This is a genomic window from Butyrivibrio sp. LC3010 (assembly GCF_000424385.1).
Lineage (GTDB): Bacteria > Bacillota > Clostridia > Lachnospirales > Lachnospiraceae > Butyrivibrio.
Map to the genome: position 1 here is coordinate 124,213 of NZ_AUJU01000001.1, position 13,244 is coordinate 137,456.

Sequence of the window (13,244 nt, forward strand, 5' to 3'; positions counted from 1 at the left end):
AAAAAATAGATAGTGGAGCAGAATGTAGAAATGAAAAAAGCTTTAATCATAGGCGCCGGCCCTGCCGGACTGACGGCTGCGTACGAATTATTGACAAAGTCAGACGACATTGAAGTCGTGGTACTTGAAGAGACGGACAAATTCGGAGGAATCTCCAGAACCGTTGAATATAAGGGAAACAGAATGGACATGGGAGGACACAGATTCTTCTCCAAGGTTCCCGAAGTAAATGAATGGTGGGATAAAATGCTTCCCAGACAGGGAAGTCCGTCCTATGACGATATAGTCTTGAAGCGTACATCTACAATTGCAAAGGGCGGTCCTGACCCTGAGACAGAAGATAGAGTAATGCTTAGAAGAAACAGAATTTCCAGAATCTTTTTCAATGGAAAGTTCTTTGATTACCCTATAACACTTAAGGTTGAGACCTTCACAAATATGGGTCTTGGAACTACTATAGTAGCAGGCTTTTCATACATAAAGGCAATGCTTTTCAAGCGTAAAGAGAACTCACTTGAAGACTTTTATGTAAACAGATTCGGTAAAAAACTGTATTCAATGTTCTTTGAGCATTACACAGCAAATCTCTGGGGAAGACATCCCTCAGAAATTGATCCCAGCTGGGGAGCACAGCGAGTTAAGGGCGTGTCCATCATGGCCGTCCTTGCCAACGCATTTAAGAAAAAGAGTGGTAAGACAGGCGGAAAGGTAGAGACCTCACTTATTGAGGAGTTCAGCTATCCTAAGCTTGGTCCCGGACAGCTTTGGGATGTAACAGCTGCTGAGATTCAGAAAAAAGGTGGCACAATTATTACAGGTGCCAAGGTTGTTAAGATCAATAAAGAGGGCGATCATCTTTCAGGTGTTACCTATGAGAAGGATGGACAGCAGGTTACTATTAACGGTGATTATGTGATAAGCTCAATGCCTATCAAGGATCTCGTTGCCGGAATGAATGATGTTCCTGCTGATTATGCGAGAATCGCCAAAGGACTTCCTTACAGAGATTATATGACTCTTGGCGTGCTTATCCCGCATCTTAACCTTCAGAATAAGACTAAAGTTAGAACAATCGGAAATATAGTACCGGATAACTGGGTATATGTTCATGACAGAAATGTATCCATGGGACGTTTCCAGATTTATAACAACTGGTCACCGTATCTTGTTAAGGATATAGACCACACTGTATGGATGGGACTTGAGTATTTCTGCAATGAAGGTGATTCCATGTGGAGCATGACTGATGATGAGTTTGCACACATGGCTATCAAGGAGATGGTCAAGATTAACCTCATCGATGAAGAGAAGGAAGTAATCGATTATCATGTTGAGCGTGTTAAGAAGGCATATCCTGCTTACTTTGACACCTATGATGAGATCGATAAGCTGATCGATTATCTTAATTCTATAGATAACCTCTTCTGCGTAGGAAGAAATGGTCAGCACAGATACAACAATATAGATCACTCTATGTGTACATCATTTGAGACTGTTAAAACTATTCTCAGCGGCACACGTGACAGAAGTAATATCTGGAGCGTTAATACTGAGAAGGAGTATCATGAATCCACGGAGGAAAAGAATCCTGAGGATGAAGAGATAGAAATAGACTGAATTTATAAGGGCGCCATATTAATGGCGCCCTTATTTAAAAGGAACAGTCAGCGGGTCTTCATACGAGGCGCGGTGGTGTTTTAATAAAATATTAAATTTTGAGCGTATAAGGAGGGTGTTATTTTGATTAACTACAAGCAAATTGCTGAAGAAACTTATTGGATTGGCGGAAGTGACAGAAGACTTTCAAGATTTGAGAATATTTTTCCACTTAGTAATGGCGTTTCCTATAACAGTTATGTTATAACTGATGAGAAAACTGCATTACTGGATACAGCAGATATCTCAATCTCAGATCAGTTTCTTGAAAATCTGAATGGTGTACTTGATGGTAGAAAGCTCGATTATCTTGTAATAAATCATATGGAGCCTGACCACTGCTCACAGATAGCTACTGTTGTTGCTATGCATCCGGATGTAACTCTTGTAGGAAATGCCAAGAGCTTTACATTCCTTTCCCAGTTTTTCCCAGAGCTTAATGACCAGAAGAAGATTACTGTGGCAGAGGGTGACAAGCTGGAGCTTGGAAAGCATACACTCAGCTTTGTGATGGCACCTATGGTTCATTGGCCTGAAGCTATGTTTTCATTTGACAGTACAACCGGCGCACTTTTCAGCGCAGATGCATTTGGAACCTTTGGCGCTATTGATGCAGGCATTTTTGCAGATGAATATGACTTTGAGAAGATTTTCCTTAATGAAGCCAGAAGATACTATGCAAATATTGTAGGTAAATATGGCATGCAGGTTCAGGCAGTGCTCAAAAAGGCAGCAGGACTTGATATTAAGTTTATTTGTCCTTTGCATGGTCCTATTTGGAGAGAGAATATTGCCTGGTTTATTGATAAATACCAAAAGTGGAGTACATACACACCTGAGGATGAGGATATAGTTGTTATTTACGGAAGTCTCTATGGACATACTGAGAGTGCAGCGCAGAAGGCTGCTTCCATGATCCGTGAAAAGAGCGGAAAAAAGGTCTTTGTTTATGACGTATCTCAGACACATACTTCAGAACTTATTTCTGAGGTTTGGAGATGTAAAAAGATAGTTCTTTTCTGCCCTACATACAACAATGGAATTTATATACCTATGGAGAATTTCCTGTCTGACTGTCAGGCTCTTACCGTACAGAACAGAATCTTTGCACTTGCTCAGAACGGAACCTGGGCGCCTGCTTCAGGAAAGCTTATGACAGAAAAACTCCAGAGTCTTAAAAATGTGACAATTGTTGAGCCAATGCTCACAATAAAGAGTGCACTTCATGAGACAGACGCTCCGGAGCTTGATGCTTTTGTGAATGCTGTCATTGAAGCATAAATAATTTAAGTCCTTTACGTATACAGTCAAAAAGTGACTGATATAAGGAGGCAAGGAGGAGAAATGAAAGAATTTTTGAAGAGGAAGAATATCGTGATCTCAGGCAAGAGATACGGTATCGAAGCACTGTCTGCCATGGCACAGGGATTGTTTGCGTCATTACTGATAGGAACAATCCTTAACACTATCGGAACCCAGCTTGGTCTTGCGTGGCTTTCGGAGATTGGAAAGTATGCTTCATCAATGAGCGGTGCTGCAATGGCTGTAGCGATTGGTTATGCTCTTCAGGCACCACCACTTGTATTGTTTTCACTTGTAACCGTAGGATATGCTGCCAATGCACTCGGAAGTACAACTCTTTCAGGCGGAGCAGGTGCAGGCGGCCCTTTGGCAGTTCTCTTTATAGCAATAATCGCAGCAGAATGCGGAAAGGCTGTTTCTAAGGAGACAAAGGTAGATATCCTTGTTACACCGATCGTAACCATTCTTGTTGGTGTCGGTCTTGCAAGCCTTATTGCACCTGCAATTGGTACAGCAGCATCATCTGTTGGATCAGTTGTTATGTGGGCAACAGAACAACAGCCGTTCCTTATGGGAATCATAGTGTCAGTTGTTGTAGGAATAGCACTTACATTACCTATTTCTTCTGCAGCTATATGTGCTGCTCTCGGACTTACAGGTCTTGCAGGTGGCGCAGCGGTAGCAGGTTGTTGTGCACAGATGGTTGGGTTTGCGTGCATGTCCTTTAAGGAGAATAAGTGGGGCGGCCTTGTTTCTCAGGGAATCGGAACATCAATGCTCCAGATGGGAAATATTGTCAAGAATCCTAAAATATGGATTGCGCCTATTCTCACAAGTGCTATAACAGGTCCTATTGCTACCTGCATTTTCCATCTTCAGATGAATGACCCTGCAAGTGCAGTGGCATCAGGTATGGGAACCTGCGGCTTTGTTGGACAGATTGGTGTATATGCAGGATGGGTTAACGATGTGGCAACCGGCGCAAAGGCTTCTGTCACAGCTTTTGACTGGATCGGACTTATCCTTATATGCTTTGTTCTTCCGGCAGTTTTGACAACTGTATTTGGCCAGATTTTTAGAAAAATCGGCTGGATAAAGGAAGGCGATTTAAAGCTCTCATAAATTATTGAGAATCTGAAGTCATACATTTGATAAAAATGACATGGTTTTTATATAAAAGTTAATCGCCGGAGAATAAAATTATAAACTGCAGATGAGCGCTATATGATAGGGCTTGGTTAGTATCATGCAAATTCTAAAGACGTTTGTATACAAGTATTTTGAAACCTGTATATCATGTATAAGTTTAAGGAGGAAATTAGTATGAAGCAGTTTCCGGGATTTTCACACGGAATAAATCTTGGTGGGTGGTTGTCTCAGTGTAACCACACTAAGGAGCGTTATGACAATTTTATTAAAGAGAGCGATATTGAAAAGATTAAGAGCTGGGGACTTGACCATATAAGAGTTCCTGTTGACTATGATCTCGTTGAGGAAAAGGACGGAACATATAAAGAGGACGGATTTGCCTATATTCAGAAAGCTATAGACTGGACAGGAAAGTACGGACTGAATATGGTTCTGGATCTCCATAAAACCTTTGGCTACAGTTTTGATAACGGAGAACAGGAAGCCGGCTTTTTTGAAAATGAAAAGTATCAGGAGAGATTTTACAAGTTATGGGAGCAGTTCGCAGAGCGTTTTGGCAAATACGAGGACAGACTTGCTTTTGAGCTTTTAAATGAAGTAACAAAGAAGGAATATTGCGACACATGGAACAGAGTCTCAACAGAATGCATTAAGAGAATCAGGAAATTTGCGCCTACAATAAAGATTCTTCTTGGAGGCTATTACAACAACAGCATAGTTGCACTTAAGGATATCTGTGCACCCTATGATGAAAATGTAGTATACAACTTCCACTGCTATGAGCCTCTTGTTTTCACGCATCAGGGCGCAGCCTGGATTGAGTCCATGGATAACTCATTCCGCATGCCTTTTGATTCAACCTATCGTGAGTATGATGAGAATGCATTTGCTCAGCTTGGTAACAGACCTGAGGAGCTTAAAGTATCTGATCCTGATAAAAAGCTTGGAATTGAGTATTTTGAGCAGTACATGGAAGAGGCAGTAAGAGTTGCCAATGAAAGAAATGTAGCTTTGTACTGTGGTGAGTACGGAGTTATCGATCTTGCGACTCCTGAAGATGCCCTTAAGTGGTATCAGGCTATTGGAACCTGCTTCAACAAGTACAATATCGGACGAGCAGCATGGAGCTATAAGGAGATGGATTTTGGTCTTTCCGATGCTCGCATGGATGCAGTTAGAGATGAAATACTTAAACTCATGTAAATATTACTTTGGCCACGAAATGTCACAATTATTATATAAATAGCCAAAGTAATAGTAATTGAATTAGTTTTGATATTAAAGGTATTGGTTTTGGAAACAGGACTGATACCTTTTTTAGTGTTACTGTCATTTAGGATTAATCTTTACTGCGTGCAGGGTAGCTTCCTTATGGAAAAAGGGTGAATCAATGTTATAATAGAAAAACGCAAAAATATTGCTAAGAAAGATGAGGTATTTTTAATGAGCATATTAAATGTTGAGCACCTTACACATGGCTTTGGTGACAGGGCGATTTTTGATGATGTGTCATTCAGACTTCTTAAGGGAGAACATATCGGGCTTGTAGGAGCAAATGGTGAGGGTAAATCTACATTTATGAACATAATTATCGGGAAGCTTATGCCCGATGCCGGAAATATCGAGTGGGCTAAGAATGTTAAGGTCGGATATCTGGATCAGCATGCTGTTTTAAAGGAGGGCATGACGATCAGGGACGTGCTTGCATCAGCCTATGAGCCGCTTTTTGATATGGAGCGCAGAATGAATGAGATCTGTGACGCCATGGGCGAAGCGGATGAAAAGCAGCTTGAGGAATACATGGAAGAGCTTGGAACTATCCAGGACCTTTTGACTACCCACGATTTTTACCTTATTGATTCGAAGATTGAAGAAGTATCAAGAGCGCTGGGATTTATTGATCTTGGTTTGGACAGAGACGTTACCGAGCTTTCCGGAGGTCAGAGAACGAAGATACTTCTTGCAAAGCTCCTTTTGGAAAAACCGGATATTCTGCTTTTGGATGAGCCTACAAACTATCTTGATGCCGAGCATATTGTCTGGCTTACAAGATACCTGCAGGAATATGAGAATGCATTTATTCTGATCTCACATGATATACCTTTCTTAAATAACGTGGTCAACATCATTTATCACATGGATGGACAAACCCATAGCCTTGACCGATATGTTGGTGACTATGATAAGTTCATGGAAGTATATGAAATGAAAAAGGCTCAGAGGGAGGCAGCATACAACAGGCAGCAACAGGAGATTGCAGACTTAAAGGACTTTGTTGCAAGAAACAAGGCAAGAGTTGCAACGAGAAACATGGCTATGGCAAGACAAAAGAAGCTTGATAGCATGGAGCTTATTGAGAAAATCCAGGAAAAGCCAAAGCCGGAGTTCAATTTTAAAACAGCAAAGACACCAAGTAAGTTCCTTTTTGAGATCGAGGATCTTGTTATCGGTTATGATGAACCACTCTCAAAGCCGTTAAATATGTTTATTGAGAGAAATTCATTTATTGTGCTTACAGGTGCAAACGGAATAGGAAAATCCACACTTCTAAAGAGCATACTGGGAATAATTCCACCTCTGTCAGGATCGGTTAAAAGAGGTGAAAATGTGGCAATAGGCTATTTTGAGCAGGAAATGTCACCTGATATTGAGACGACCTGCATGGAAGAAATTTGGAATGAGTTCCCTTCATTTTCACAGTATGAAGTCAGATCTGCTTTGGCAAAATGCGGACTTACAACCAAGCACATAGAGAGTAAGTGCAAGGTATTGTCCGGTGGCGAACAGGCGAAGGTAAGACTGTGCAAACTCATAAACAGAGAATCAAATATACTGGTCCTTGACGAGCCTACTAATCACTTGGATGTAGATGCCAAGGATGAACTCCACAGAGCTTTGAAGGAGTACAAGGGAACTGTTGTCATGGTATGCCATGAACCTGACTTCTACTCAGATCTTGCAACTGAGGTTGTGGACTGCACTAAATGGACTACCAGAATTTAAAATTGAAATCAAATTTTTGCTGTATTGGCTGCCTTTCCACGAGAGGCAGCCATAATTTTTGAGTAGGGCACTTGGTTAATTATGAATGTGTCAGTACACTAGTGCGAACCATTGGAGAATTGCGGATAAATCACATGGATGGAATATTGCGGCTCTTTTAGTGCTATAATTGATAGAACACATACAAAGGGGGTGCTACTGTAGGGGTCACCAGTAGCTAATTACATAACTTGTCATATTGTGTATCTATGGTGTTATGATGATATCAGTGTTTGTAGGGCTGATTGGAAAAAGATAACTGAGCATTAGGGCAAGAGCTTTACTTGGCATAATGCAGGATGCTTTTGCCAAATGATATATTTTATAAAAATTGTAAAAACCAGGAGAATTAGTATATATGAAAAACAGAAACTATTCGAACGCGAGAGTACTCACAATGATTCCGATTATTGTTTTGGTGATAACAGTAATCTGTATGGTACTTGCAACAATACTCGAAGTTCCTACGAATAGAGGTGCAATATATTCGATCCTTGCATTTATTGGATTGCTGAATATGTTAATAGCGCCGTTTCCGTGTCTTGTGATATCCATTATCGGAACGGTGTATTCTGCAAAGGCAACAAAGGAAGGCATAGCTCAGGCTAAAAAATACCTTATTCTGGGAATCATAGAGATCCTTGTCTACGTTATAGGAGGAGCTTTGACAGTCCTGATGATCCTGGGCGGACAGAGCGTGTGAGTAAACATCAAGTCCTGGTGCTGATATTTTTATGTTTCTTGAATTAACAAAAAAGGGGCTGTCGCACTAGATTTTAAAGACCGTAGAACAAATACAAGGTCTTAAAAAAGCTGCTGTAACAGACCCCATGACAGGACTTCTAAACAAAGCTTCTTCACAGGAAGAAATTGATTTACTAGCAAAAAGTAATGCCGGCGCCCTTATGATGATTGATTTAGACAGTTTTAAGCCAGTAAACGATATCTATGGTCACGATATGGGGGATAAGGTTCTCATACGATTTGCAGAAATCATCCGCTCAGCCATACGCTCCACAGATTTGGTTGGACGAATGGGTGGTGATGAATTTATTGTTTTTTGCAAAAATATCCTTGCAAGATAACTTTCGAGATAAATCAAATATAAATAAATGTTGACAGGTACGCCCCCGCATTACTGCGAGGGCGCATTTATTGAAATTTAATTCATGGCTTCAAGACTATCTTTATATAATCTTGTTCTGGTAATGATTACAAAAAATACTATATCAAGTACAATTGAAACCGGATTAACCAGTGTTTTGTAAACATCACTGAATGGATAGATCATTGCTCCTGTAAGAACGATATTTTCAAACATATGTAAAAAGAATATTGGAAAGACTTTTCTGTGTGAAATAACATATATCGAACTATATACAAGGGAATTTGTTACACACATAAGTACAAAGCATACCGCTAAAAGCATGTTCGAATGAGCCCATTCATACTGAATCTGAGCAGGATAAAAGAACAGTGGTAAATGCCATATTCCCCAGATTAATCCAATAATTATCGAACCTTTTACAACATTCTTTTTATTGATTACCATATCTGAGAGAAAGCCTCTCCAGCCAAACTCTTCAGAGAATGGTCCTGATATCAGCCCCCAAAACAGGAAATAGAAAAACATTAATGGATTTCCAGCAATAAGTTTTAGCCCCTCAAATCCGAGATTTTCTCCTCCATTCATCTTGGATATTGTCTGTGTGACAAAGCACTCAATACATATGAGAAGCAAGCTGATAAATATAGCTAAAATACTTCTTTTATCCGGTACAAGACATCTTTTGAAGAAATCTTTAATATTCTCTTTTTTGTATAAAACAGCGACAAAAATGCCTCCTAAAAGTGATGGAAGCATACCCCCGATAACAAAAAAGATAGATGCAAAGTCAAATGAAGATACCGAAGTCTCTTCTACATTCATTTGTAATACTATTGGCGTAAATTGAAAGAGCCACGTTAATAAAAGTGTAACTATAACGAAAATAACAGCTACCTTTTTCTTGCTTAAATTCTCATTTTTCATGCACTACCCCAATCCCCGTAACAATTTTTTATAATACAGTTCAATATTTTATCAGTTTATATGGCTGTTATCTACGCATTTAGTGCTAATTTTAATAAGGGGCTGTCGCACTAAGCATGATTTAATCATCTAAAGCGACAGCCCCTTTTTATTAGTCGAAGTGACAGGATTTGAACCTGCGACCTCTGCGTCCCGAACGCAGCGCTCTACCAAACTGAGCCACACTTCGATATATATAAGCAAAGGATACGATATGACCTTTGCAGCAAAAAATATGATACAATGAAAATGGTTTATTTGTCAATAGCTTAAAGGCAGGGGTATGAAAATGCAGTTAAAAAGATTTATTGCAGGTGGCAGAGAATGTGCTTCAAATGAAGTAAGTGAGCCTGAATGCGTTGTTATTCAGCTACATGGCGAGCTGGAAATGAATTCTATAAATAAGGAAATTGAGAATATCGAAGTGGATTCAGAGCGCAAAGTGCTCTATGTTTTCTGTAAAATAGAGGATTGGGATAAAGAACTGGCACCATGGAGTGCACCACCGGTTTTTGGAAATGTACCATTTGGAGCAGGAGCAAAGGATACGCTTGAGTTTATAGAGAATGAGCTGCTACCGGCAATTAATGCGGAGTACAAAATAGCACCGGAGTGCCCTAAGATACTGGTAGGATATTCTCTTGCGGGACTATTTTCCCTATGGAGCGCATATCAGAATGATTTGTTTGATGCAGTAGCGGCTGTTTCTCCATCAGTCTGGTTCCCTGATTGGATTGAATATGCGAAAGCCAATCAGCCTAAAACAAAAAATATTTATCTTAGCCTTGGGGATAAAGAGGATAAGACGAGAAATAAAGTAATGAAGAACGTTGGCAACTGCATACTCATGCAAAAAGAGATATTTGATCAGCAAAATGATATGTCAAGCACATTCGAATGGAATGAAGGTAATCATTTTAATAACGAAGAATTAAGATGTGCAAAAGGAATAAACTGGTGTCTTAAAAATGTTCTATAAATGAGATACAATTAACGGACAAATTCGATGTTGGCGTTTTGATAGCCTGATAAGGACTATTGGCTGATGCGATAGATAAATAATAAAAGTGAGAGAAAAATATGAAAGAAATAGTTATATCAGATGCTAAGGCATTTTTGAAAAAAGGTGAGGGAAGAACTATCAAAGCAGGCGGCGCCTGGGTTTTTGATAATGAGATAAACAGAGTTGAAGGTGATTTTGAGAATGGGGATATCATTGAAGTCCTTGATCATGATGGATATTTTATGGGGTATGGATTTATAAATACTCATTCCAAGATCAGAGTCAGAATGATGTCCAGACGTAAAGAGAATCCTGTAAACGAAGAGCTTATTGAGAAAAGAGTAAGAAACGCATGGGAATACAGAAAAGCTGTCATGAATCCCAGCGTCTATGGTTTTGAGGTTAAAGATAATGCGGAAAGCGAAGCTCTTAAAAAGCTTTCATGCAGACTCATATTTGGCGAGGCAGATTTTCTTCCGGGAATAACGATAGACAAGTTTTCAGATATCCTTGTAATAGAATCCCTTGCACTTGGCACGGATCGTATGAAAGGACTGATAATAGACACATGTAAAAAGGTGCTTTTAGAGGACGGAGTTGTGATTCGCGGAGTGTTTGAGCGAAGCGATGCCAAGGTTCGTGAGCAGGAAGGCCTTGAAAGAATTAAAGGCTTTATTGGTGAACCTTTTGATACAAAGGTTCTTATAGAGGAAAATGGCGTAAAGTATTACGTGGATGTTGAAAATGGTCAGAAGACCGGATTTTTCCTTGATCAGAAAAATAATAGAAGAGCGATAGCTTCGTTATGTAAAGGTAAGAAGGTGCTTGATTGCTTCACACATACCGGCTCCTTCGGACTTAATTGTGCAAAGGCAGGAGCTAGCTCGGTACTTGCAGTTGATGCATCGGATCTTGGTTGTGCTCAGGCTGAGGAAAATGCAAAACTGAATGGCCTGGAGGATATTATCAAATTCAAATGTGCTGATGTATTCGATCTTTTGCCTGAACTTGAAAAGCAGGGCGAGAAATATGATGTAGTGATCCTTGATCCCCCTGCATTTACAAAATCCAGGGCTTCTATAAAGAAGGCGGTCACAGGATATCGTGAGATAAATATCAGAGGAATGAAGCTGGTGAAAAACGGAGGTCTCCTTGCAACATGTTCCTGCTCACATTTCATGGATGAGGAACTGTTTGCAAAAACAATCAAGGAGGCAGCCCGCAGCGCACATAAGCAGCTTAGACAGATCGAATTCAGGCAGCAGGCAGCTGATCATCCGATACTCTGGTCAAACGACGCTTCCTACTATTTGAAGTTCTACATTTTCCAGGTATGTGACGAGATGTGACAACCTGAAAATCCCATGAAAGCTGATGTTAATTAAAAACAGCCACTCTTTACTGCGATATGCAATAAGGAGTGGCTGATTGCTTGAGCAGAATACTTAGCCAGGCTCTACACAATCTTGGTGCGAGCCATATAAGTCCACTTAGAGTGGCATAGCCGATCTCAGTGGAACCTGCTTAGTAGAGCAAACTGATAGAATTTGATTCATATAACTCGGAATTAGTCTCTTTTCAGTCTGCCGTGTGCCTTAGAATTTTACAACCTTGGGTTCATCAGTGAATGATGAGAAAGTAGCAGTAGCGTTCTTGAAGTAAAGAACCTCTGTGTTATCATCTTCTGCTGAATACATGCCCTGAAGTGAAGGATATGCATCTAACATGTGCTTCTTAGCTTCTACTCTGTCATCGCGAACAAGCTCACCGGCAACACGTACCCACTTGCCTTCTGCAAAGCCGCAGATTTCTACCTTGGGGTTAGCCTGGATCTGCTTGGAAACCTCTTTAACTTTTCCGGTCTGAATATAAAGCTTATCTTCAAAAATATCGACAGTACCAAAAGGACGAACTCTTGGCTGATCACCTTCAACTGTTGCGAGATAATAGGTATTACACTTCTTTAAAAACTCGTATACTTCCTGCATTTTATGCCTCCTTTAGATTTAGATTGTATAAAATGTATTATAAGACTACAAATACTAAAAGGCAATAAATCAAAAGTCATAAAAGTTATATAAATTGAAAACAATCTATTGCTGGCATGGACTATTACTGTATAATCAAAATATGATACAGGATATAACACCGAAAATTTATAATAATGAATATAAGAATAAGCATCCAAAGCCCGGAGATTACTTGTTATCTTTCAGGGGCAGGGAGCTTTTGTGCGCTTTTGGAGAGTATGAAAAAGTAAAATTCCCTAAGGTAGAAGAGCTGGGAACCGAATCTGATAAATTGATATATCTCTTTTCCATCGATGATATCGGCTTCTTTATGCCGAAAAATGAAAATGACATTCAAATCCCTGAAGCGCCGCAAGGCTCAGATATTGAGAAAAAATATCACTATGAAGATATACGGGTCCTGAGAAAAGCCAATCCGGGATTTCTGTGTTTTGCAGGAATGACCGCATACCATCTCCATGTCTGGTATAGTGATAACAGATTTTGCGGTAGATGTGGACATAAGACAGAAATCTATGATAAGGAGAGGGCATTAAAGTGCCCTGATTGCGGAAATATTATATATCCCAAGATCTGTCCGGCTGTAATTGTCGGTCTCACCAATGGAGAAAAAATCATGATGACCAGGTATGCCGGAAGAGCATATAAGGGAAATGCGCTCATTGCAGGCTTTTGTGAAATTGGAGAGACGGCAGAGGACACCGTAAGACGAGAGGTTTTTGAGGAGGTAGGATTAAAAGTTAAGAATATCAGGTATTTTGCAAGTCAGCCCTGGGGATTTGATTCTAATCTGCTGATGGGATTTTTCTGTGATCTTGACGGCGAGGGAAAAGTGAATATAGATGAAAATGAGCTTTCCCATGCTGAATGGGTCCATAGAGATGACATAGGAGAAGAGGCAAGGAACCTTAGTCTGACTGCAACAATGATGATGTATTTCAAGGAACACCCGGAGCACTTTAATTAAGCAGATTTTTTGCAAAACATACTT

12 protein-coding genes and 1 tRNA gene are annotated in these 13,244 nt (G+C 40.0%); 10 read left to right on the top strand and 3 right to left on the bottom strand.

Annotated elements, in window-relative coordinates; genetic code table 11:
* Positions 1 to 30: 30 nt before the first annotated feature.
* From G622_RS0100500 to G622_RS0100530, 7 genes are all read left to right on the top strand, one after another.
* Entirely contained in the window at positions 31 to 1,617 is a 1,587-nt protein-coding gene (locus G622_RS0100500) for an NAD(P)/FAD-dependent oxidoreductase (RefSeq protein ID WP_026509055.1), read from the top strand.
* Positions 1,618 to 1,740: 123 nt separating this feature from the next.
* On the top strand, positions 1,741 to 2,937 hold the full coding sequence (locus tag G622_RS0100505) for an FprA family A-type flavoprotein (protein WP_026509056.1): 1,197 nt from the start codon (positions 1,741 to 1,743) through the stop codon (positions 2,935 to 2,937).
* Positions 2,938 to 3,000: 63 nt separating this feature from the next.
* Positions 3,001 to 4,080, top strand: a complete 1,080-nt coding sequence (locus tag G622_RS0100510) for a PTS transporter subunit IIC (RefSeq protein WP_026509057.1) — start codon at positions 3,001 to 3,003, stop codon at positions 4,078 to 4,080.
* A 201-nt stretch (positions 4,081 to 4,281) separates the two neighbouring features.
* Positions 4,282 to 5,310, top strand: coding sequence for a glycoside hydrolase family 5 protein (locus G622_RS0100515; RefSeq protein WP_026509058.1), 1,029 nt, complete (start codon positions 4,282 to 4,284; stop codon positions 5,308 to 5,310).
* A gap of 240 nt (positions 5,311 to 5,550) precedes the next feature.
* Complete coding sequence (locus tag G622_RS0100520) at positions 5,551 to 7,110, top strand: ABC-F family ATP-binding cassette domain-containing protein (RefSeq protein WP_026509059.1); 1,560 nt, start codon at positions 5,551 to 5,553, stop codon at positions 7,108 to 7,110.
* A 397-nt stretch (positions 7,111 to 7,507) separates the two neighbouring features.
* Entirely contained in the window at positions 7,508 to 7,852 is a 345-nt protein-coding gene (locus G622_RS0100525; RefSeq protein WP_026509060.1) for a hypothetical protein, read from the top strand.
* Between the two features lie 91 nt (positions 7,853 to 7,943).
* Entirely contained in the window at positions 7,944 to 8,234 is a 291-nt protein-coding gene (locus tag G622_RS0100530) for a GGDEF domain-containing protein (protein WP_256374499.1), read from the top strand.
* Between the two features lie 77 nt (positions 8,235 to 8,311).
* Here G622_RS0100530 and G622_RS0100535 read toward each other — a convergent pair whose 3' ends face one another.
* On the bottom strand, positions 8,312 to 9,181 hold the full coding sequence (locus G622_RS0100535; protein ID WP_026491870.1) for a CPBP family glutamic-type intramembrane protease: 870 nt from the start codon (positions 9,179 to 9,181) through the stop codon (positions 8,312 to 8,314).
* A gap of 155 nt (positions 9,182 to 9,336) precedes the next feature.
* A tRNA-Pro gene (locus G622_RS0100540) sits at positions 9,337 to 9,410 on the bottom strand.
* Between the two features lie 99 nt (positions 9,411 to 9,509).
* Between G622_RS0100540 and G622_RS0100545 the strand changes: the two genes are divergently transcribed.
* Positions 9,510 to 10,199, top strand: coding sequence for an alpha/beta hydrolase (locus tag G622_RS0100545; RefSeq protein WP_044956891.1), 690 nt, complete (start codon positions 9,510 to 9,512; stop codon positions 10,197 to 10,199).
* A gap of 101 nt (positions 10,200 to 10,300) precedes the next feature.
* Complete coding sequence (locus G622_RS0100550; RefSeq protein ID WP_044956892.1) at positions 10,301 to 11,572, top strand: class I SAM-dependent rRNA methyltransferase; 1,272 nt, start codon at positions 10,301 to 10,303, stop codon at positions 11,570 to 11,572.
* Positions 11,573 to 11,818: 246 nt separating this feature from the next.
* Here G622_RS0100550 and G622_RS0100555 read toward each other — a convergent pair whose 3' ends face one another.
* A complete protein-coding gene (locus tag G622_RS0100555; protein ID WP_026509064.1) occupies positions 11,819 to 12,211 on the bottom strand; it encodes a pyridoxamine 5'-phosphate oxidase family protein in 393 nt (130 codons plus the stop codon).
* Positions 12,212 to 12,425: 214 nt separating this feature from the next.
* Between G622_RS0100555 and nudC the strand changes: the two genes are divergently transcribed.
* A complete protein-coding gene (gene nudC / locus G622_RS0100560; RefSeq protein ID WP_330363534.1) occupies positions 12,426 to 13,220 on the top strand; it encodes an NAD(+) diphosphatase in 795 nt (264 codons plus the stop codon).
* The last annotated feature ends 24 nt before the right edge of the window (positions 13,221 to 13,244 follow it).